Below are 21,710 nucleotides of genomic sequence, written 5' to 3'. Positions count from 1 at the left end.
CGGGCATCCATGTTCAGCGTGCCGGTTGGCTGTTTTCGGGGCGGAGTTCGGAAACGAACTTGTCAAAGTCGTCCGCAGCCTGGAAGTTCTTGTAAACGCTGGCAAAGCGCACATAGGCCACTGTATCGATGCGGGCCAGCGTTTCCATCACGATCTCGCCGATCTGCTTTGAGGGGATATCGGTTTCGCCCATGCTTTCGAGCCGCCGCACGATGCCGGAGATCATCTGATCGATACGCTCCGGGTCGATTGGCCGTTTCTGCAACGCAATCCGGATCGAGCGTTCGAGTTTGTCCCGGTCGAAGTCCTCGCGCCGTCCGTTGGTCTTGATCACCACGAGGTCGCGCAACTGTACACGTTCATAAGTAGTGAAACGGCCACCGCACGCCGGACAAAAGCGTCTGCGCCGGATGGAGACGTGATCTTCCGCCGGGCGGCTGTCCTTGACCTGAGTATCGATATTTCCGCAAAACGGGCAGCGCATCGACCTGTCCCCTCGTCTTAATTCCCGCCTCTTTTGGGGGTTGTCCCCCCTTATCCACAGGCACTATAGGCGATCGCCTAGGTTTTGGGTAGGGAAATATTCGCGCCTCTAAATGAGGCATTGTCAGGGGCTTGCCGGCGTTTCGTGTCCCGTGTGCAGGGGTGACAGCACTCCATGGCGGGGCGGTGCGATGGTCCGAGATGGGGATCAACGCCGCCTTGATATGGGCGGGCAGGCAGCCGGAACCTTCATGCGTATGCGGGAGATAGGCGATCACGGGATCGGCGGCTGGCGCCACAAGGCGAGCGGGTCAATGACGGTCTGCCGGGTACGAAGCAGCGCCGATTGAGCACGGCCAGATCCACACTGCTCCACACTGCGCGCGTATTGGGTTTGGCACAGGCGTTCCACAAAAACTCGACGCCGCTATGACGCGGCGTCGGAGGGATTGGCGAACGTGCGTGGGATAGAACTGTAGGCTTCTTCCAGGGACACTTGTCCTGTGGGGAAAAGAGCTTCGGCGCGGCGATCAGATGTCGCGCACCACGCAGGCGACCGACGGCAGGCCCTGCGTCGCGGAGGCCGGAAGCGCATGTCCGCTATCAGAAACGGCCGGCATGGCCGCCACCTGCGCCAGTGTTTCCTGGCAGCGTGACAGGTCCTCGGGCGCGACCTCGATCTCGATCACGCCGTGGTCCTGGGGTGCGAGCATGTCACTGGCGGCGATCGCGGCGGTTGCCGTGGCGGCGATGGCAAAAACGAGGACGGGCAGCTTGGTCATGTCGGTCTCCTTCAGCACATGAACGAGCAAAGCCCGGAAAAGGTTCCTCTTTTGCAAAGATCGGTCGGGAAACTGCCCCCTCGCGGGGCTGTTTATCGTGCGGGACGCAGTGCCAGTTTTGCCAATGCAAACATCCAGGGCATGCCGTGCAGCAAGAGGTCAAAGATGTCCATCGGCCGCGTCAGGTCACCCGCTGCCAGCATCTTTAGTTTTTCCCAGACATGCGGTTCCGGGATTACAGGGGCGAGGCCCAGCGTGAGGCAAAGCAGCCCGACCATCCACCACTCCAGTCGAGCCAGAAGCCGCCTCATGCGTCGAAAAGCCCCGCGCCCGTCTGGTCGATCATCTGCTTTGCCTTGGCGACAGAGGCCTCCGCCGCATCATCGGGATCGCGTAACACGTCCGCGCGGATCAGGGTGTGGGTTTTCGTCTCACCGCCCACTTCGCCTTCGATTACGGCGGAGATGCGGTAGCCGCCATCTTCCGCAATGGGCTGCGGCGTGATCAGAAAGCCCTCATATTCGATGGGCTCGGCGGCGGGCTTCTCGGTCCCACCGCCAAAAAGTCTTTTCCAGAACGACATCTACTGATCCAGGAAGGAGCGTAGCTTGCGCGACCGGGAGGGGTGCTTGAGCTTGCGCAGCGCCTTAGCCTCGATCTGCCGGATGCGTTCGCGCGTCACGCTGAACTGCTGCCCCACCTCTTCGAGCGTGTGGTCGGTGTTCATACCGATGCCAAAGCGCATCCGCAGAACACGTTCCTCGCGCGGCGTGAGCGAGGACAGAACCCGCGTCGTGGTTTCCTTCAGGTTTTCCTGAATAGCGGAATCCAGCGGCAGGACGGCATTCTTGTCCTCGATGAAATCGCCCAGCTGGCTGTCTTCCTCGTCGCCGATGGGCGTTTCGAGCGAGATCGGCTCCTTGGCGATCTTCATCACCTTGCGGACCTTCTCCAGCGGCATCTGGAGCTTCTCGGCCAGTTCCTCCGGGGTCGGTTCGCGGCCGATCTCGTGCAGCATCTGACGTCCCGTGCGGACCAGCTTGTTGATCGTCTCGATCATGTGGACCGGGATGCGGATTGTACGCGCCTGATCGGCGATAGAGCGGGTGATCGCCTGGCGGATCCACCACGTCGCATAGGTCGAGAACTTGTAGCCGCGGCGATACTCGAACTTGTCCACGGCCTTCATGAGGCCGATATTGCCTTCCTGGATCAGGTCGAGGAATTGCAGACCACGGTTGGTATACTTTTTCGCGATGGAGATCACGAGGCGCAGGTTCGCCTCCACCATCTCCTTCTTGGCCTGGCGGGCTTCTTTCTCGCCCTTCTGGACCTGCTGAACGATGCGGCGGAATTCGGAAATGTCGAGACCGACGTACTGGCCGACCTGCGCCATGTCGGACCGCAGTTCCTCCACCTTGTCGGAGGAGCGCTCGATGAACATCTGCCAGCCGCGACCGCCTTTCTCCGCCATCCGGTCGAGCCAGTTCGGATCAAGCTCGTGGCCGCGGTATTCCTCGATGAACTCGCGGCGGTTGATGCGGGCCTGATCGGCCAGCTTCACCATGGCGGAATCGATCGACATGATGCGCTTGTTGATGCCGTACAGCTGGTCGATCAGCGCCTCGATGCGGTTGTTGTGCAGGTGCAGACCATTCACCAGCTCGACGATCTCGCTGCGAAGCTTCTGGTACATCGCCTCGTCAGTGGAGTCGAAGGACCCGTCCTCGTTCAGCGTGGCTGAGATGCGGCTGTCCTGCATCTCGGCCAGCGCCTCGTAGTCCTGTGCAATGCGATCGAGCGTTTCCAGAACACGCGGCTTCAGCGCGGTCTCCATCGCGGCGAGCGACATGTTGGCCTGCTCGTCGTCGTCGTCGTCGTCGTCGCGGCTGATCGGATTGCCGTCGGCGTCATACTCTTGTTCGTCCGACCGGGTGGCGCGGTTTTCGCCATCGGTTCCCGATGCGGAGGAACCGACGGCAGCGGTGGAATCCACCACCGGTTCGTCGATCTCGCCGTCTTCGCCAAGCTGATTGCCAAACGTGGTCTCGAGGTCGATCACGTCCCGCAGAAGGATATCCTCCGACAGGAGTTCCTCGCGCCAGATGGTGATGGCCTGGAAGGTCAGCGGGCTTTCGCAAAGCCCGAGGATCATCGTGTTGCGGCCGGCCTCGATACGCTTCGCGATGGCGATCTCGCCCTCGCGCGACAGCAGTTCGACCGACCCCATCTCGCGCAGGTACATGCGCACGGGGTCATCCGTGCGGTCGAGCTTTTCCGTCGTGCCACTGCCAAGCGTGACCTCGCCGCCACGCTTTTGTTCGACCAGATCGGTGGAGCCCTTTTTGGAATCGTCTTCCTCGGCCTCCTCGTCGTCCTCCGTGACCTGGATGCCCATTTCGGAGAGCATCGACATCACGTCCTCGATCTGGTCCGAAGACACCTGATCCGGCGGAAGCACCTGGTTGAGCTGGTCATAGGTGATGTAGCCACGCTCACGCGCCTCGGCGATCATCTTCTTGACCGCTGCCTGGCTCATGTCGAGGCTGATTTCTTCTTCCTGGTCGTCGGACTTGGTGTCTTCGTTGTCCTTGGCTGCCATGCGGCTCTCCTGATCAGGGGACGGAGTGATTCGTTAAACCGACTACTTATAGCGATTCGACGATTCGGACACCCGTCTAGCCTCAATTGTTTACCTTTTTCTCACCACGGTGAGGATTATCTGCGTCCCTTTTCGAATCGGATCGTGGAGAGGAGCGAATCAAATGCGCTTCGCTCGTCCTTGTCCACCAGGGCACCATTTTTTGCCACGGCGTAGTCCATTTCACTCTCGTCGGTACGGCGACCGATTTCGGACTTCGCCCGCGCCGCCTGGCCTAGGCGCCAGGTCGTCGTCTCGCTTCCCTCATCGAGGTCTTCGACCGCCTCCTGCAATTCCGCCTGCCAGCCGCGCAGGGCCTCCAGCTTGGCCAGTTCCTCGGCCACGGTCGTGCGGGCGAGGTCCAGCGCACCGGGCGTACGGATGCAGGGAACCACGGCGATATGGCGCGCCGAGAGGAGGGATTCAAGGCTCTGCGGCCCGATTCTGCGCTCGGCCTCCTCGGCCACGGCGTCGGGGCGGTCGAGGCAAGTCAGCAGGATGTCCCGCAGCGTGGCAAGGTCGGGGTCCGCGAAGGAGAGCGCCTCGAGTTGATGCTCGAACGTCTCGCTCAGCGCCGGATGACAAAAGAGCGTGGCAAGGATGACCTCTTCACGCAGGCGGAGTTCGGGCGTCTCGCCTCCGGAGGCAAGCAGCGACGCCTTCGCCGTGGGACTGGGCGGCTCCGGGGCATTCCAAGGACGACGCGGGCCGCGCCCGCCCCTGCCCTTGAAGCCGCCCTTGAAATCACCCCTGAATTCTCCCTTTGCGCCGCCGCCGTATCCTCTGTCGAAGTTGCCGCCGTATCCCCCGCCGGGTGCGCCGCCGAAGCCGCTGTCAAAGCTGTCCGGTGCCCGCGTCCCGACCCGGTTGTAAAGCTGGTCGAGCCTTTCGCGGATCGCCTCGCCATAATGCTGGCGCAGGCTGGGGTCGCGGATCAGCCGCACGCGCTCGCGCAGGGCCTTGTCCAGCGCCGCACGGCGTTCCGGACTGTCGAAGGTCTTGCCCTCGGTTTCGTTGCGCCAGAGCAGTTCGACCATGGGAACGGCAGCGTCCAGCACGCGGCTCACCGCCTCCGCGCCCTCGGCGCGCAGGAGGTCGTCGGGATCCTTGCCCTCGGGCATGAGGGCAAAGCGCAGGGACTTGCCAGCTTCCAGCAATGGCAATGCAAGGTCGATGACGCGGTAGGCGGCGCGCAGGCCGGCCTTGTCACCGTCGAGCGCGATGACCGGCTCTTCCGACAACCGCCACATCAGCTGCAACTGGCTCTCCGTCACGGCGGTGCCCAGCGGCGCGACGGAGGCGCGAAAGCCTGCCTCTGACAGAGCGATCACATCCATGTAGCCCTCCGCCACGACGAGCGGCTGGCCACGCCCCGAAGCCTCCCGCGCGGGGCGCAGGTTGTACAGGTTGCGCGATTTGTCGAACAGTTCCGTTTCCGGCGAGTTCAAATATTTCGCGTTGTCGTCGGGATCCATCGCCCGACCGCCAAAGGCGATTGCCCGCCCGCGCGCGTCGCGGATCGGAAAGATGATGCGGTTGCGGAAGACGTCGTAGGGTTCCTTGCCCTTGTCCGACTTCTTCGACAGGCCGCAGGCCACGAGGTCGTCAATCGACACCCCTTTGCCAGTCAGAGCCAGCCGCAGATTGTCCCAGCCCGGCGGGGCAAAGCCGATTTCGAACCGGTCCAGTACCGGCGGCGTCATACCACGTTTCGCCAGATAGGCGCGGGCATCGCTGGCCACCTGCTGTTTCAGCGAGAACCGAAAGAACTGGACCGCCTGCTCCATGACCTCGCCCAGAACGGTGCGCCGGTCGAGCTTTTCCTGTGCCTTCGGGTCCTTGGCAGGCATTTCCATCCCGGCCTCGGTGGCGAGGATCTCGATTGCCTCCATGAAGCCCACGTTGTCCAGCTTCTGTACAAAGGAAAAGGCGTCGCCCTTCTCGTGGCAACCGAAGCAATAGTAGAATCCCTTTCGGTCATCGACGTGAAAGGAGGCGGTCTTTTCGTGGTGGAAAGGGCACGGCGCCCATAGGTCGCCCTTGCCAGGCTGGGATTTCCGCTTGTCCCACATGACCTTTCGCCCGACGACGTCGGAAAGGCTGATGCGGTTTCGCAGTTCGTCCAGGAATCCGGGGGGGAGGCTCATGGCGCGCAGTATCCTCCGGTCAGGGGGCGATTCTCAAGAGGGTCTGCGTGCGGATATGAGAGCCACGGAACACGACAGTGATCGGGCCAGGAATCGGGCCTGGAATCGGGCCTGGAATCGGGCCGCTCAGAGCCCCTCGCACTGCTCGCGTGCCAAGGCACCCACGTCGTGGGTCAGATGCTCCTCCGGCAGGGCATAGACAAAGGCCACCAGTTGATCGGCGGCGTCACGGCCCATGTCCGCGCGCAGCGTCCGGCGCACGGCGATCTCGGTCTCGCCCAGCTTGCGGCTGTCAACGGCAAGGTTGAACCAGGCCTCGGTCTGGGCGCATTTGTCCAGCGCCTCCTGCGCAAAGGCTGCGGGGGCCGCGCAAACAAGGCATAGGGCAAGGATCGTCTTGCGCATCTCATGACTCCGGAACGATGGGTTACGACTGGGTTCTAGTCCAGAGCCGCGCGGGCGGCAACGGCTGCCATCGCATCGGCGGTTTCGTGCACAATCGTCCGCGCCATGGAGCGGAAGCCCCTGATGCGAAAGCCGTTTTCCAGGCGGTGCAACTGGATGGCGGCATGTCCCAGCAGGGTCCGGGCGGCATGATCGGCACCGAAGGCGCGCGGCGACAGGTCCAGCGGCACGAGCCGGGCCAGCACCTCCGCCGCCTGTTCGCCGGTAAGGTCCAGCGTCACCCAAGCGTCGGACTGATCGGTCACGGCGGCGTATCGTGCCAGATCCTGAACGGGTTCGGACCCGACAAGAAAAGCCTGCCCGCGCCCGGTCCAGACGCATGTGGTGTGGCCCGCACGGGTCAGCCGCCCCGGCGCGGGAAAGTTCAGGCCGTAGGCATCCTGAAGCGCGGTACAAATCCGGGCGGTCTGCCCGGCAAAGGGCATGAGCGCGGTCAGTTGCTGCCAGGGCCCCTCCGTCAGGGTTGTTGCCCCGTATGCGACCGGGGTCAGCCCGAAGGCGGGCGAGCGTGCGATCAGATCAGTCACGAAGACGGCCTCCTGTCGGGTCAAAGGCGCAGGGGGCGGTCACCTCGCAAAGCGTGTCGATCCCGCGCAGGTGATCCACCAGCCGGACCGTCTCTCCATGGCGACGGTGGCCGTTCAACAGAAAGCCCAGCGCGCGTTCCTCCCCCAGCGTGGGCGAAAAACAGGCGGAGGTGGTATAGCCGTGATCGTTTTCGCGCACTGGATCGGCCTCCGGCGCGAAAAGATGCGCCCCCGCCGTGAGCGTGCCGCCCGCAAGCGGACGCAGGCCCACCAGTTCCTCGCGGTCGTTCACCAGCCCCGGCCGCCCCGCCATGGTGCGGCCGATGCAGTCCTTTGCAGCGATCATCCGCCCCATCCCGATGTCATGCGCGGTTGTGCGCCCATGGATCTCGGCGTGGGTGATATGCCCCTTCTCGATGCGCAGGACGTTCAGCGCTTCCATGCCGTAAGGCCCGCCGCCAAGCGCCTCCGCCCGCGCTACCAAAAGATCCCAGAGCGCCGCACCATAGCGGCTGGGCACGGCGACTTCGTAAGCGTGCTCGCCGGAAAAGGATATGCGGAACAGCCGCGCCCGCGTGCCGCCGATCGAAACGGCACCATTTGCCATGTACGGGAAACCCAGGTTGTCGATCGGGGCATCCAGCACGTCATTGAGCAGATCTCGCGCCTGCGGACCCGCTACCGCGAACTGCGCCCATTGCTCCGTGACGGAGATAAATCGAACGTCCCAGCCCTGGGCATAGGCCTGTTTCACCCAGTCGAGATGGCGCATCACCTGTCCGGCGGCGGCAGTGGTGGTCGTCATCAGCCAATGGAGTTCGGCCAACCGCGCCGTGGTGCCGTCGTCCATGACAAATCCGTCCTCGCGCAGCATCAACCCGTAGCGGGTGCGCCCCGGCTTCAGGGTGCTGAAGGTGTTGGCGTATACGCAGTCGAGAAACCGCCCCACGTCCCGCCCCTGCAGGTCGATCTTGCCAAGGGTGGAGACATCGCAGACCCCGACCCGGTCACGCACCATCCGTACCTCGCGGTCGCAGGCCGGGCGCCAGTGCCGTTCACCCTTTACCGGGAAATACGACGGGCGATACCACAGACCTGCCTCCACCATAGGGGCCGCGCGGCGCAGGCTTGCCTCATGCGAGGTGGTGAAGCGCTCCGGAGCAAAACCCGCACCCTGCCCGCCCGCGCCCATGGCGGCGATCGCAATGGGTGAGTAGGGCGGACGGAAGGTGGTCGTGCCGGTCTCCGGTATGTCGCGACCGGTTGCATCGGCGAGGATGGCCAGCGCCGAGACGTTGGAGCTTTTGCCCTGATCGGTGGCCATACCCTGGGTGGTGTAGCGCTTCATATGCTCGACGGAGGCGTAATTCTCCGCCGCTGCCTGCCGCACGTCCTTCACGGTCACGTCGTTCTGGAAATCGAGCCAGGCCCGCCCCCGGCCCGGCACGGCCCAGAGGCGCCGCAGGCGGTTGGGCGTATTGTTCGCCTGAGGGATGTTGTCCGCGACTTCCGCGCGAAAGCCCAGCACCCGCACAGCCTCCGCCCCGGCCTCTGCACCCTCCGTCAGGCAGCCATAGGTGGTAAAGGCACCATTGGCGGACCCCGCAACGGTCAAACCCGGCACATGCGCGGCAGGCGGCACGAAGGCGGCAATGTCGTCTCGCCACACGGGCCGCGCCCCCATGTGGCAGGTCAGGTGCAGCGACGGGTTGTAGCCGCCGGAGACGCCCAGCGCCTCCACCTGCAAGACATCGCGCCGCCCGTCGGGCGCCCGCAGGGTGATCCCCGACAGCCGCCGCCTGCCTTGCGTGCCGCAGACCTGCCAGCCGGGAAAAAAGGGCACCTCGCCCGCGAGACTTTCAGCGTCGTGGCGAGAATCCACCAGCGCGACCACGTTCAGCCCCGCCCGCGCGAGGTCGCGTGCCGTCCGGTGGCCGTCGTCGTTATTGGTGAACACCGCCACCTGTCGCCCCGGTGCAGCCCCATAGCGATGCAGGTAGCCGCGCAGCGCGGAGGCAAGCATCACTCCGGGCCGGTCGTTGTCGCCAAAGGCCACGGGCCGCTCCAGCGCCCCGGCAGCCAGCACCGCCCTCTGCGCCACGATGCGCCAGAAACATTCGCGCGGTGCCCCCTGCGGGTCCGCGACATGGTGGGAGACACGCTCCAGCGCCCCGTAAGTACCGCCGTCATAGGCCCCGGTGACAGTGGTGCGCGGCATAAGGCGGACGTTGTCCATTCCGCGCAGACGCGCCAACACCCCGGCCACCCAGAGGTGCCCCGGCTGGCCGTCGACCTCCTCCGCTTCGGCCAGCAAGCGTCCGCCGAACCGGGGCTCTTCGGTACACAGGATGACCTGCGCCCCCGCCTCCGCCGCCACACGTGCCGCCATCAGCCCCGCCGGGCCGGCGCCGATCACCAGCAGGTCGCAGAAGGCGTAGGCCTTTTCGTAACGCTCGCCGTCCGCTTCACCTGACAGCGCGCCCAGCCCCGCCGCACGGCGGATGATCGGCTCGTAAAGCTTCTCCCAGAAGGCCCGCGGCCACATGAAGGTCTTGTAGTAGAACCCGGCACCGAGAAACGGCGCGGCAAGGTCATTCACAGCCCAGAGGTCCAGCGACAGCGTCGGCCAGCGGTTCTGGCTGCGCGCTTCAAGCCCGTTGTAGAGCTCCTGTACCGTGGCACGGGTGTTCGGGTCGCGCCCCGCCCCGCGCCCGACGGTGACCAGGGCATTCGGCTCGGCGGAAGTGTCCGTCAGTACGCCGCGCGGGCGGTGGTATTTGAAGCTGCGGCCCGTCAGCACCACGCCCTCGGCCATCAGGGCGGAAGCCAGCGTATCGCCGGGATGCCCGGCAAACCGGCGCCCGTCGAAGCTGAAATCCAGCGAAACGTCGCGATCCACCCGCCCGTAGCCCTCAATCCGCATCCTCACCCTCCACCAGCGCCACGGAATGCACCGCGTGCGTGACCGTATCCCGTTCCACCACCAGCCACGCGCAGCAGCCTGCTTCGTGATACCAGAGATCGCGCGTTCGCCCGGCGGGGTTGTCGCGCAGATGCAGCCAGTCGGAAAACGCCGTCGGGTCGTCGTTCGAAGGTCGGGTCAGCATGATCGCATCGCCCTGATAGGTGAATTCGCGGCGATCACGTGCACCACAGAGCGGGCAGGTCAGGCGCATCGGTCACATATCCTCGCAGAAGACGTCATCGACGCGGTTCAGCCGATAAGACACCCACTGCCCCGGCGCCTCCGCCAGATCGGCCAGCCCGCCGCAGCCATCCTGCCCTTCACCCACCAGAAGGTAACGCGTGCGGAAGGTCAGTCCGGCCGCGTCTTGCCGCGTCACCTCCAGCCCGCCGCCATCGCATTGCACCCGGCAATGCACGGTTTCCTGCGTCTCGCTCCCGCAGAACAGCGACTGCTTCAGGGCGTCGCCCCAAGGGTTCAGGCCTACGGCTCCGCCCTGCCCGACCATGACAACAGACAGCGTCGCGTCACGCGCCACCTCCGTCACCCATTGGCCAACGTGAAAGCGCAGCATGGAAACCACCTGCCCCGGGTGCGCCGACAGATGCGCCGGGCTGTAGACGCGCTCATAGCAACCGGGCGCGAGATCTTCTCCCGAGGCCGCGCCGACCGCCCCGCCCAGCGCCGCCGCAAGAAGGAGGGCAAGTCCCCCCAGTTTCCCCCTGGTCAAAATACTCATCTTTCCCCTCTCCGCCCCTCAATGCAGGTTGTGTTGCGCGCCGGTGCCCTCTTCGTCCATCAGCCCCCGGCCCGTCGCGAACCGGTCCAGCCGGAAGCGCGCGGCGGGGGCGTGGGGACGGTCGGTGGCCACCAGATGCGCAAAGGAAAACCCCGAGCCCGGCACCGCCTTGAAACCGCCGTAGCACCAGCCGCAGTTCAGGTAGAGCCCGTCCACCCCCGTCCTGTCGATGATCGGTGATCCATCCGGCGACATGTCCATGATCCCGCCCCAGGACCGCAGAACACGCGCCTTGCCGATCATCGGCATCAGGGTCATGCCCGCTTCCATGACGTGCTCGACCATGGGCAAGTTGCCCCGCGCCGCGTAGGAGGCGTAGAAATCGAGGTCGCCGCCGAACACCAGCCCGCCCTTGTCGCTCTGCGAGATGTAGAAATGCGACATGCCGAAGGTCACCACATGGTCGATAACCGGCTTCAGCCCCTCGGTGACAAAGGCCTGCAGCACGTGGCTTTCGATCGGCAGGCGCATTCCCGCCATGGCCGCCACCTCCGAGGACCGCCCCGCCACCACGATGCCGACCTTCTTCGCCCGGATCGCCCCGCGTGTGGTCTGCACGCCTGTCACGCGGCCCTGCACGATGTCGATGCCAGTCACAGTGCAGTTCTGGATCAGATCGACGCCCCGGTGGTCTGCCCCGCGCGCATAGCCCCAGGCCACCGCGTCGTGCCGCGCGGTGCCGCCACGCCGGTGCAGCAGCCCGCCATGCACCGGAAAGCGCGCGTTGTCGAAATCGAGATAAGGCACCAGCCGGCGGACCGCCGCACGGTCCAGCAGTTCCGCGTCATCACCCTGATTGCGCATGGCGTTCCCCCGCCGGGCAAAGGCGTCGCGCTGCCCGTCCGAATGGTAGAGGTTCAGCACACCACGCTGGCTCATCATGGTGTTGAAGTTCAGTTCCCGCTCCATCCCCTCCCAGAGCTTCAGCGAATGCGAGTAGAATTCCGAGTTGCCCGGCAGCCCGTAGTTGGCGCGGACGATGGTGGTGTTCCGGCCGACGTTGCCGCCTCCGAGGTAGCCTTTCTCCAACACGGCGACATTGGTCAGGCCGTGTTCCTGGGCGAGGTAGAAGGCCGTGGCGAGACCGTGCCCCCCGCCACCGATAATCAGAACGTCGTACTCGGGCTTCGGTGCGGGGTTCCGGAAATGCGGGCGCCAGCCACGGTTTCCGGTCAGCCCCTCCTTCAGGATGCGCCACCCGGAAAAGCGCCCCGAGCCGCTGCCCATGCCTCCACCAATCGCGCCAGTCGTCCTGCCCATGCCGATCTCCCTGCCCGTCCCAAGCCATCCGGCCGGCCCCGCAGGCAAGTATCAACGCCTCCGCGCGAAAAGATGATCGCTCTGCGACAGATGGGGTCGCCTTTGGACCAAAGCGCGACGGGCACCATGGGGCGCCCGTTGCGGGAATGGCTGACCGTACGAGGCACAAGCCTTCGGACCGCCGTCAAGCCGGCCCTGCTCCGGCTCAGGTGCCCGTGCTGTCGGCCCAGACGATCTTGGGGGCAAAGCGGGGCCGGGTGAAACCGTAGGTGTAGAACAAATCCGCCTCGTTCAGGATCGGAATTTCGAACGGCGGGATATACTCGGTCCGCGTTTCCACCAGGATCACCCGCTCGTTATCGAGCATTTCGGGAAGGTTCGCCGTCATCTCGGCGAGTTCTGCATCGGTCAACGCAATGAAATCTCCGCGAACCTGGGACCAATCCACCTGGTATCCCGCGCCCGCACTCCGAACGGAGCCATCGTAGTTCAACGTGTCGGCGTCAAAGCTTACCAGCGTCACCCGCACCGAATAGGGTCCGGCCGAAATCGTCAGGAATTCGAGCACGTCCACCATGCCGTCCAGGTATGCGTCGTCGACCGGTTCGGTCTCGCGCGACAGCGCGTCCGAGATCGTATACGCGGCCTTGGTATTCAGGCTCTTGTAACGAAAGGCATCGTGCAGCGAAACCATGGAGGCCAGCACCGTCAGAAGAAGCGGCAGCCAGATCACCGTCTCGAGGGTGACGTTGCCCCGGGTATCCTCGGCAAAGCCGCGCAGGCGGGTCAGCAACAGGGTCATCATGGCGCTTACCTCGGTTCCTGGACAAAGGCAGAGGTCACGATCATCTGTGCGTAACCTTCGCTGTCCTTGTTCAGCTCCTTGCCGATGCCGGTGGTGGGCATCATCGGCTTGTACTTCAGGCAGGCGCGGATCAGCATCAGGGCGTTGTCCTGACCCGCGTTGAAGTGGCGGACCGGCCGCGGTTCTTCCTCGGCGTTGCGGCAGTCCGGGTTCGGGTCGATGGTCCAGAAGTTGCGCGGATCGACCTCCACCATTTCGAGCATCAGGTTGCTGCCACAATCCGAGAGGATCGCGGCGTCCTCGCAGATCCGCGTGCGGATCTCGGTGTAGCTGGGCACCGCCCCCGTCGACAGGCGAATGTCGCGCACCGAAAGGTCCACCGCGCGTTCCAGCATCGCGTGACGCAGGTTCATGTAGGCGACTTCCCATCCCGCCGTGAGGATGAAAAAGAAAAGCGTGAAATAGAGCGCGAACTCAACTGCGGCGGAGCCGTCCTCCTCCCGCCGGAAACGCGTCACCAAAGATCGGATGCTGGACATCATTGGATCAGCCTCAGGTTGTTGATCTGGCGGGCGATGGTATCGAAGGTGTCATGGATCTCGTCGCCCACGACGTGAAAGGCATGGCTGGCCGATGAGGCGCAGTAAGCCAGCACTTCGCTGGCGAAAGAGCTGGTCTCGAAGGCGATGGTAAAGACGGTCACGCCGTTCTGCTTGGCCAGATCGCACTGGCGGTGGAACTGGCTGCGGCCCGTCGCCGCCGAGGTGAATTCGTGCCAAGATCCGCTCCCCTGCCTCGACAGCGGCGTGGTGGCGTTTGACGGGTTTTCAGGATCGTTCGGCCGCATCTGCTGGGTCACGTCACCGTCGGACATCAGCACGATGTACTTTTCGGTCTCCGTATCGCCCCAATCCATCGGGCGGCCTTCAAAACTCGCGTTCACCACGCCTTCGCCAATAAGTTCCGACAGCGCGGGACGGTTCACCGGATCAAGCAGCGCAAGGCCATATTTCATGCCGTATTGCAAGCCCGTGCCGTCGTGCAGACGCATCTTGTTGATGAACTCGATCAGCGTTTCGGCGCTGTCGGAATAATACTGGATCGCCATTTCCTCGGAGGGGCACCAGCCCCAGTCCATCGTGTCGTCGTCGATCCCCCAGAACACGAAATGCGGGACGTGGTCGTTGGACTTCGGCATCGCGGTGTCAGAAAATTCCTCGCCGTGGATTTCGACGCAGGAAGAAGGCATGTTGACGGTCTGTGTTCCTTCAACGCCGTTGGACGTGGCACCTCCCCCGGCAGCCGCATCGGCCTCCGCCTGCGCTTCGGCGTCCATTGCGGCCTGGTTCGGCGAAACGTAATGATCGACCCAGTCGTCGGGGTTGATCCAGTCGTAGCGGACGGTCCAGCCGGGGTTGTTGCCCTTGTGCAGCGTCGGACCAATGTCGTTGCGCCTGCCGTTCTCGTCGCCTTTTACCTGGTAGTAATAGGTCCGCTTGTCCGTCGTCCGCACCGAGGCGCCGAGGAATTGCGAGGGATCGGTCAGCCGACTGTCGAAGTGCAAGGCGGCGGCCACGTAGCCCTTGAAGATATCGTCCGGGTCGCGCGGCCACGTGCCGGGGAAGCCGTCGACCTTGTGCGCGATGTTGTAGATTTCATCGCCGTCGGTGTCGTAGTAGAACACCATGTCGGTGACCGCCTTCGACCGCTTCCTGAAGTAGTCCCTGGCATCGGGATCTGCGGTCACCGGCTCAGCCGTCGTGCTGTCGTCGCAGTCGGTGGCGTTTTCGGCGTTGTTGGTGCACTCCGAATTGCCCGGCGCGTCCTGATCGCCATTGCCCCAGCCATTGTTCTGGTTGATCTTCGGACGCTCGCCGCGGAAATAATCGAACAGGGTATCGCCCGGGTTCACCTGCCCCGCGAAGGGCACGAGATTCAACGTGGTGATGCCGTTGGAATCCTCTGTCATCACCTTGTTGACGAAAGCGGCCGCGGCGGGCTTCAGCCTCTCGATACGGTTGTTGTTCTGCATGGAGCCGGAGATATCGAGCACGAGGCTGATTTCCACGTTTGCGATCTTTTCCTCGGCCGTCGCCCGCGCGGGGATCACGAACCGGTCGTAGCCCCACATATGGCTGAATATCGTGTCCGTGGTCGCGGTGCCCCTGGCCGCCACAGTCCGGCTGTTCAGGGACTGCGTCACCGTGACGTCGGTCTGCATGGCGGCAGCCGGCGATTTTGCCAGGTAGTCATCCACCACGCCCTTGGGATCCTGCTGCTGATCCAGATCCGCCGCCGCCAGCACTCCGCGATCCAGCGCCGCCTGCATCGTCACCCTGTCCGCCTCGTTACGCATGACGTCCACCGAAGCACCGGAAACAGCCAGGAGAATGATCAGGATGAGTGCCGAAAACAGGGTGATGTTCCCGGTTTCGTCGCGGATCATGTGGCGAAGCAGGGCCAGACGGCTGGTCATCGAGAACATGGCGTGTCTTTCCCAAGGCAAATTCTTTGCTGCAGGGATAATGATAGACCGGACAATCAGGCGAGATTTGGACACATTCAGGTTCGGCCAATCGATTTCGGTCCGCACGCCGGTCCGCCCCCATCTCTTTCGCATAGGACGTTTCAACAATCATTGGATTAGCCTCAGGTTGTTGATCTGGCGGGCGATGACATCGAAGGCATCGATGAGGTCTTCACCATCCACGTCGAAGAAATGACTTGCCGAGGAGGCGCAGTTGCTGAGTTCGCGCGCGGCTTCCGGCGTGGTCTCGTAGGCGACAACGAAAACCGTCACCCCAAGGTCGCGCGCCTGCTGGCACTGGCTGAAGAGATTGTCGAGATTGTTGGCCTGCCTGGACAGCATCGTGTAACTGCCCGCGCCCTGCGTCTGCAGATCGATATAGCCGTTTACCGGGGCGGTGGGATCGCTGGGGCGCACCTGGTCGGTCACCATGCCGTCGGTCATGACGACGATGAACTTCTCCGTCTCCGGGTCGCGCCAGGCAATGGGCCGCCCCTCAAAACGGCCGTCCACCAGCCCCTCGTCGATCAGCGTATCCACCGCGGGGGCGGTCGCCGGATCGAGCAGAGCGAGGGCGTACTTCATGCCATACTGCAGTCCCGTTCCGTCATGCAGTCGCATGTTGTTGATGAAGTCGACCAGCGCTGCGGCGTTGTCCGAGTAATATTGGATCGCCGTATCCTCGCCCGGGCACCAGCCCCAGTCCATGTCCTCGAGAGCGGCCGGCCAATACTGGAAGTGAGGCACGTAATCCTCGCTCAGGGGCAGCGCGGTGGTGGCGAATTCCGCGTCGTGGATCTCCACGCAGGAGGAGGGAATGTTGACGTTGACCTCTTCCGGCGGAGCCACCGGCGGCACGTAGGCCGCGGCCCAGAGGGTGTAGTCTACGTCAGCCCAGGCGTAGCTGCGGCCCGGGATCCGGCCGGTGTTTTTCGTGGGGCCAAGGTCGTTCAGCGGGCCGTTGAGGTCGCCCTTCACCTGAAAGTACTCTGCGCGGCCGGAGGAGCCCTTGATCGAGAAGCCGAGAAACTGGTCGAAGCCGGACAGCCGCCAGTCGTTCGCGATCAGGTAGGCAACCCAGCCACCAAAGAAGTCGTCGGCGTCGCGTGGTGCGTTGGCTGGAAGCGACCCCACGCGGTGGGCCCGGTCGTAGATGTCGTCACCGTTGGTGTCGAAGTAGAAGACGATGTTCCCGATCGGCGCGTCCCACGCCCGGACAAGCCCCGTCTCGGCCAGCGGGTCGCCGCCGCACGCGGGATCGAGCAGTGCCTCGTCCGCGTTCTCGGCATTGTTGGAGCACAGCGAATTGCCCGGCGCATCCTGGTCGCCGTTGCCCCATCCATTGTTCGCGTGCTTGATCTTGTCGCGCTTGCCGCGGAAGTAGTCGAACATGGTGGTGCCGGGATTCACCTGCCCTGCAAACGGGATAAGGTTCAGCGTGGTCACGCCGGCACTGTCTTCGGTCAGGACCTTCTCGACGAACCGGCTCGCGGCGGGGCGCAGCGTCTCGATCCGGTTGTTCCAGCGCATCGATCCGGAGATGTCGAGGACCATGCTGATCTCGACGTTAGCGATGCGCTCCTCGGCGGTGGATCGGGAATGGATCGGCAGGGTCGGATAGCCGATCATGGGCAGGAACAGCGTCATGAAATCCATGTCCGCGGTGGCAGAGACGACGCGGGCACCCGGATCGGCCGTGGCGGTCACGCCGGTCATTTGCTGCGCCAGCCCCGCCTTGGCCACATAATCGGTCACCACGCTTTCGGGATCCCGCCCCTGATCGAGGTCGGCGGCGGCGAGAACGGCGCGGTCGAGCGTGACCTGCAAGCGCACCCGTTCGGATTCGCGGCGCATGAGATCGACCGAGGCGCCGGTGATGGCGAGGATCAGGATCAGCATGATGGCAGAGAAGATGGTGATGGTGCCCTCGTCGTCCCGCCAGAAGCGAGCAAGGCTCTGATGATGCGTCCGCATGGGCCCTCGGGTCTCCGGTTTGGCGCGGACCGGGGGGCCGCGACGTTTCAATGGCCGTTCTCGGATAAGATTCGGACAAGGCTCCGGGTGGGAATGGGGCAAGGAAGGGGACTTCAATGAGGATTTTAGGAAAACTTGAGGGGTGGCCCGCATGCATCTGCGGGGACACCAATGCCGGCGGTCGTGCCGGTGCTCTGCCCCCTGCCGGTTCCTCATTCATAACGAGAGTTGGATTTGGGATTCTGGTTCCCCGGCTGGCGCAAGCGCGCCGGGCGCTGATCGGGATAAGCCGGTCGGCATGGTATAGCCCGGGCAGGACGGAGAAGTCCGCTGAACCTTGCACTGATGAAGTGATCGATGCGCAGTTCATGGAAACGCCGTTCTACGGCGGCCGCCAGATGGCGAGGCCTCTGCGCAAGCAGGGCTATTGCGTCGGGCGAAAACGCGTCCGGCGGTTGATGGCGCGGATGGGCTAGCGCGCCGTCTACCAGAAACCAAAGACGACGGTGCCGCATCCGGAGCACCGCAAATATCCTTATCTGCTCAGAGACTTGGTGATCGAGCGTCCCAACCACGTCTGGCGCGCAGACATTAACTACATCCCCATGCGGCGCAGGTTCCTCTACCTGGTCGCGATCATGGACTGGGGCAGCTACACGGCAGTCCGTTACTTCGAGGCGTCGGGCAAGATGCACGAATGTTTCCTCCGCAACGGGCGCATCGAGGAGACCAAGGGGGTCTACCTGACGCGGCCGCCGGTGATCGGTCCCGGCGGGCTGATCCTTTGGGATCCCGTCGAGGAAAAGCGCGCTGAGCCGAGCGCTTCGCGACCGGGAAACCCCGTCACCTACGATCCGTCCGACGGTGCAATGTATTTCTGGTGGGAAAGCCATGGAACATGGATTCGTCAGTTCACCTGGTTCCAGGATGAGATCCCCGCAGTCGTGCGCGAACGGTGCCCCTTCATGCCGGATAATGGCAAGGTGAATGCAGCGCAGACGCAAGCACGCGCTGCCCACATCCACGAGAACGCAAACATGGTTCGCATCCAGGACTATCTTTTCCCGTTCAACCGGAAGAATCCCCTGCGGGCGGAAATGCTCTACCGGGCCTCTCCGCCGACCAAGTGACGCAAGCATGGCGGAAAAGCTGCGCTAGCACCAGCATTGGCTGGGTAACTGCCCGCACTGCGCCACCCGCTCGCGGTCGGCAAGCGCCCAACATTGACCGGTCACGACACGACCGGTCAAAACAGCCGGGGCAATGTCAGGATCGCTCGATACAAAGGACCAAGGGGTTTCTCCGCCCGACGGTATGTCGCCAGGTTCACGTCCTTCGGTTTGTCCCCGAGAACATCCAGACGATCGATGTCTGGAATCGCCAGGCTGATGCCGTCATCCTGCCGCAGGCTCGCAAAGTGATCATTCACGTAGTGTCGAAAGCCATGACAGGATAGCGCACGCGGGTTGCCGTCCAACGCCTTATCGAGCGCGGTTCGCAGCATGTAATCCAGAACGTCGCCAAATTTGGGATCATGCGCGTCCTTGTCCTCCGTGACGACATGAGCCAGATGGCGGATCCTCTTGGGGACGGCTTCCGGAGAGAGCGCAATCCATCCCCGCTTCTGTGCCGCTTCGACGAATTGGGCGAACCCCAACTCCACGACATGCGGGTGCAGTGGTATCCACGGCGCGCGGCGGCGTTCTTGAGGCCGCGCAAATGATTGGGGCGGATATGCACGAAGGGGATCCCGTCCGCGATACCGAGGTCGTCCGCCGGCAATCCCGCGATCTCGGCACGCCGGGCGCCGGTATAGATGACGGCGGCGGTGGTCTCGTGGGGGGGCTTCATGGTGGTCTCGTTCTGTTGTCGATGACCTAACTCTAGCGAGACGACGCAACCGGCGCGGGTGGGAAGTATGGCTTTCACGACGAGGCCGATGTCCTAGAAAGAATCGACGCAGGCGATGGGGAGCCATCAGGTGCCCGACAGGTTTTCCCAAGGGAATCCTCTGGGTTAGGCGCTGGACCAGCAGATCGCAGGAGCCACGCAGAGGGCCGCCACCGAGTCATCTCGGTGCGCCGCTATCCATGCCCAGAATTACCGATATGACGACCTGGCAGGCCCAAAATCGGCCCCCATGTGCGCGAACGCGCCACCAGACGCACACGCGGAACACTCCCGTTGCAACAAGTTCGCCGACGACAGGCGGCACACCTTCGATCCGGCAGCGATTCTAGCCAATGCTCTTCGTGCAGACTGCGCTTGCTGACTCGCATACTTCGCGTTGCATCCGCGGTCGCGCCGTGGCTTTCTGTTTCTCACTCGGGATGTGCAGACTACATGCACCGGCAAAGTGTTCCGGCTGCCCCCGAGGGTGCCGAGTGTAACCGTTTGATTGCACAGGAAATTTTTAACTGGCTGGGGTGGTAGGATTTTCTGTCATAATATCAGTATGTTATAAACATAGGTATATTGTGTCAACCAAGCTTTCCAATAACGTGGTTTGACTCGGGTCGAGGTGTTACAGTGACCTACTTCCGAGAATTAGGATCGACTTCATTCCTGCGCGGATGCGCTACTCATTGGCACTTGGCGACCGCTGTTTCCATGACACAGCTGCCGTAGATTGGTTGTATTTTGCAGCCATAATCGCAGCCCAGCTCAGAGGTGAGCTATCGTCATCCCCCGGGCCATTCGGCTTGAGTATCGCCGATGGGAGACCCTCCGCGAACTGCGTGTTGCTCAGTTGCGGCTTGGCCGAGCGCAAATAGTCGAGAGCCTCGCATTTTTTAGACGCCTTTGTGCCTCAACCTCTGCTGTCGCACGGTTTGGAGTCTCAGGCGTATCCGCCGACAGCGACCCGGCAGATGTAGGATCTTACCGCCTCAATGCGCCATCGCGAACCAGTTCATCCGCGGTCTGGTCGCCGAAGGGCGTTGGGGGCTGGGAGGTAAACCAGACGTATGTCTGTGGCATAGAACCGGGCCAAGGCGCGATGCGAGCAAGGATATCGATGAGGCCGCGGAGCTTGCGCTGCGAAGCGGGGTCGTTCAACTGCGGAGCCTCATGCGTGGAGGCCACCGACACCCCAAGAAGTCCTGCGAGTTCAGCCTCTGTCAGGCGGAGGCCCTGGAGCGTATCGAGCACGACGGTCCCGTCCGGCCGTATCAGGTCCTGCGCAGTCATCATGATTGCTGCTTCTCGTCATCGCGCCAGCCGGGCTTCATGACTTTGTCGCCCCTCTCGTGGGCGGGTTCTCAATGAAGTGCCGTAGGCGCTCGGGATCGACCTGCCGATCCCGGCCTGAGGTGTTCCCCAGATGCCGCATCCAGGCGGACACGCAGATCGCCACGACAACCGAAGTGATCGACAAAATGATCTCGAACGTCGTCATCGCATGCTCCTGTCCCGGCAACGGTGCTATCATGGAATGGAGTTGGCGCCGGAGGCCTTGGAATGCCGTTCATCAAGAAATGGGGCACTGCGCTCGTTGTCAGGATCCCGGGGGCTCTTGTCCGAAGCCTGGGGCTTAGGGAGGACGACCAGGTTGCCCTGCGTGCCGAGGGTGACAGCATTGCGGTCTCTCGGAAGGAGCTTCCTATGGAAGATGGTTTCCCGGAGGCCTTCCGAAACGCCCGCGGCTTAGTCGGTCCCGACATCGACTTGAAGTCCTGAGGCTTTTGGCCAGGGCGGACTGCTACAACCGAGACGAAACGCATGATCGACAAGCAGCCCGAGATGAAGACGCTGACACTTTCGGTCGCTTCCAGGGAGGAGGTCGCCTGACGGATGCCAGCCTTGCGACGGACCTACGCGATGGGCATGCCCTGCTCGCCCTGCTGCACGATGAACGCCTTACGCGCTTCCGTGAACTTCGATGCCTGCATGCGTTTCCGCCAGGAAAGATTAGCCGAAAACTCCAGCTTCAAGCGGTCCAGTTTTCAGGTGGCACAGCAAGCCGGCTTCAGCGCGGTCGAGGCAAAGAGGTCTGCGATAATTCATTCTTCTGGTTTCGCGTAGACCAGGTTGCCCGCTTCGTCGAGGCCGACGCCTAAGCCCAACTTTCGGTGGCGGGCGAAAAAGGCCTCCTCGTCAGGGCCTGGTTCGCCCATGAGTTTGACGAACGCCTCCTCCCAAGCAGCGTCTTCTTCATCGGTCAGCTCACCGGGACTCAGTCGGCCCGCGAGAGCAGCGGCAACGCGATCCTCTTCCTGCATCTTACACCTCCTACATGGCCCATCTTCACCCAAAAGCCTCGGTAGGTCGACAGTCGGTTCAACCCGTCCGGGCCGACCACTCGTCCGCCAAAGATGCCCTTCAAGGACTGTTCCG

General features: G+C 63.3%; 21 protein-coding genes and 1 pseudogene. 2 read left to right on the top strand and 20 right to left on the bottom strand.

Annotated elements, in window-relative coordinates; translation table 11 throughout:
* Nucleotides 1-13 precede the first annotated feature (13 nt).
* The 16 genes from nrdR to J5474_RS16370 form a co-directional block, all read right to left on the bottom strand.
* Nucleotides 14-484, bottom strand: a complete 471-nt coding sequence (nrdR, locus tag J5474_RS16445) for a transcriptional regulator NrdR (protein ID WP_209362036.1) — start codon at nt 482-484, stop codon at nt 14-16.
* Between the two features lie 529 nt (nt 485-1,013).
* On the bottom strand, nt 1,014-1,265 hold the full coding sequence (locus J5474_RS16440) for a hypothetical protein (RefSeq protein ID WP_209362034.1): 252 nt from the start codon (nt 1,263-1,265) through the stop codon (nt 1,014-1,016).
* A gap of 92 nt (nt 1,266-1,357) precedes the next feature.
* The gene (locus J5474_RS16435) at nt 1,358-1,543 is read right to left on the bottom strand and encodes an RND transporter (protein WP_245216518.1); all 186 of its coding nucleotides are present in this window, start codon (nt 1,541-1,543) and stop codon (nt 1,358-1,360) included.
* Nucleotides 1,544-1,572: 29 nt separating this feature from the next.
* Nucleotides 1,573-1,848: an HlyU family transcriptional regulator gene (locus J5474_RS16430; protein ID WP_209362030.1), complete on the bottom strand. Its 276-nt coding sequence runs from the start codon at nt 1,846-1,848 to the stop codon at nt 1,573-1,575.
* Nucleotides 1,849-3,867 (bottom strand): RNA polymerase sigma factor RpoD, encoded by a 2,019-nt coding sequence (gene rpoD / locus J5474_RS16425; RefSeq protein ID WP_209362028.1) that lies wholly within the window; start codon nt 3,865-3,867, stop codon nt 1,849-1,851.
* 116 nt (nt 3,868-3,983) lie between these two features.
* Nucleotides 3,984-6,053, bottom strand: coding sequence for a DNA primase (dnaG, locus tag J5474_RS16420; protein ID WP_209362026.1), 2,070 nt, complete (start codon nt 6,051-6,053; stop codon nt 3,984-3,986).
* A 126-nt stretch (nt 6,054-6,179) separates the two neighbouring features.
* Nucleotides 6,180-6,458 (bottom strand): hypothetical protein, encoded by a 279-nt coding sequence (locus tag J5474_RS16415; protein ID WP_209362024.1) that lies wholly within the window; start codon nt 6,456-6,458, stop codon nt 6,180-6,182.
* Nucleotides 6,459-6,493: 35 nt separating this feature from the next.
* Complete coding sequence (locus tag J5474_RS16410; protein ID WP_209362022.1) at nt 6,494-7,045, bottom strand: sarcosine oxidase subunit gamma; 552 nt, start codon at nt 7,043-7,045, stop codon at nt 6,494-6,496.
* Nucleotides 7,038-9,968, bottom strand: coding sequence for a sarcosine oxidase subunit alpha family protein (locus J5474_RS16405; protein ID WP_209362020.1), 2,931 nt, complete (start codon nt 9,966-9,968; stop codon nt 7,038-7,040). The genes J5474_RS16410 and J5474_RS16405 overlap by 8 nt, the downstream gene beginning before the upstream one ends.
* Nucleotides 9,958-10,221 (bottom strand): sarcosine oxidase subunit delta, encoded by a 264-nt coding sequence (locus tag J5474_RS16400; protein ID WP_209362018.1) that lies wholly within the window; start codon nt 10,219-10,221, stop codon nt 9,958-9,960. Before J5474_RS16400 ends, J5474_RS16405 begins: the two co-directional genes overlap by 11 nt.
* 3 nt (nt 10,222-10,224) lie before the next feature.
* Nucleotides 10,225-10,749 (bottom strand): hypothetical protein, encoded by a 525-nt coding sequence (locus J5474_RS16395; RefSeq protein ID WP_209362016.1) that lies wholly within the window; start codon nt 10,747-10,749, stop codon nt 10,225-10,227.
* 18 nt (nt 10,750-10,767) lie between these two features.
* Nucleotides 10,768-12,036, bottom strand: coding sequence for a sarcosine oxidase subunit beta family protein (locus J5474_RS16390; RefSeq protein WP_209362126.1), 1,269 nt, complete (start codon nt 12,034-12,036; stop codon nt 10,768-10,770).
* Between the two features lie 238 nt (nt 12,037-12,274).
* Nucleotides 12,275-12,874: a TadE/TadG family type IV pilus assembly protein gene (locus tag J5474_RS16385; RefSeq protein WP_245216517.1), complete on the bottom strand. Its 600-nt coding sequence runs from the start codon at nt 12,872-12,874 to the stop codon at nt 12,275-12,277.
* Nucleotides 12,875-12,879: 5 nt separating this feature from the next.
* The gene (locus tag J5474_RS16380) at nt 12,880-13,416 is read right to left on the bottom strand and encodes a TadE/TadG family type IV pilus assembly protein (protein ID WP_209362014.1); all 537 of its coding nucleotides are present in this window, start codon (nt 13,414-13,416) and stop codon (nt 12,880-12,882) included.
* Nucleotides 13,413-15,359, bottom strand: a complete 1,947-nt coding sequence (locus tag J5474_RS16375) for a pilus assembly protein TadG-related protein (RefSeq protein WP_209362013.1) — start codon at nt 15,357-15,359, stop codon at nt 13,413-13,415. The genes J5474_RS16380 and J5474_RS16375 overlap by 4 nt, the downstream gene beginning before the upstream one ends.
* Nucleotides 15,360-15,509: 150 nt before the next feature.
* Nucleotides 15,510-17,375 (bottom strand): TadE/TadG family type IV pilus assembly protein, encoded by a 1,866-nt coding sequence (locus J5474_RS16370; protein ID WP_209362012.1) that lies wholly within the window; start codon nt 17,373-17,375, stop codon nt 15,510-15,512.
* Between the two features lie 350 nt (nt 17,376-17,725).
* Here J5474_RS16370 and J5474_RS16365 point away from each other — a divergent pair.
* Nucleotides 17,726-18,022: pseudogene (locus J5474_RS16365) on the top strand (IS3 family transposase); the annotation flags it as partial.
* Nucleotides 18,023-18,621: 599 nt separating this feature from the next.
* On the opposite strand, the gene J5474_RS16360 reads toward J5474_RS16365, so the two are convergent.
* The 3 genes from J5474_RS16360 to J5474_RS16350 form a co-directional block, all read right to left on the bottom strand.
* The gene (locus J5474_RS16360) at nt 18,622-19,038 is read right to left on the bottom strand and encodes a hypothetical protein (protein ID WP_209362011.1); all 417 of its coding nucleotides are present in this window, start codon (nt 19,036-19,038) and stop codon (nt 18,622-18,624) included.
* A 1,217-nt stretch (nt 19,039-20,255) separates the two neighbouring features.
* The gene (locus J5474_RS16355; RefSeq protein WP_209362010.1) at nt 20,256-20,567 is read right to left on the bottom strand and encodes a hypothetical protein; all 312 of its coding nucleotides are present in this window, start codon (nt 20,565-20,567) and stop codon (nt 20,256-20,258) included.
* A gap of 34 nt (nt 20,568-20,601) precedes the next feature.
* Entirely contained in the window at nt 20,602-20,772 is a 171-nt protein-coding gene (locus tag J5474_RS16350; protein ID WP_209362009.1) for a hypothetical protein, read from the bottom strand.
* 62 nt (nt 20,773-20,834) lie between these two features.
* Between J5474_RS16350 and J5474_RS16345 the strand changes: the two genes are divergently transcribed.
* On the top strand, nt 20,835-21,053 hold the full coding sequence (locus J5474_RS16345; RefSeq protein WP_209362008.1) for an AbrB/MazE/SpoVT family DNA-binding domain-containing protein: 219 nt from the start codon (nt 20,835-20,837) through the stop codon (nt 21,051-21,053).
* Between the two features lie 323 nt (nt 21,054-21,376).
* Here the strand turns inward: J5474_RS16345 and J5474_RS16340 are convergent, their stop codons facing one another.
* Nucleotides 21,377-21,595: a hypothetical protein gene (locus J5474_RS16340; protein WP_209362006.1), complete on the bottom strand. Its 219-nt coding sequence runs from the start codon at nt 21,593-21,595 to the stop codon at nt 21,377-21,379.
* Nucleotides 21,596-21,710 lie beyond the last annotated feature (115 nt).

Source organism: Sagittula salina (assembly GCF_017813235.1).
Taxonomy (GTDB): Bacteria; Pseudomonadota; Alphaproteobacteria; order Rhodobacterales; family Rhodobacteraceae; genus Sagittula; species Sagittula salina.
Note: the sequence above shows the minus strand (reverse complement) of the source record. Positions and strands in the feature narration are given on the sequence as shown.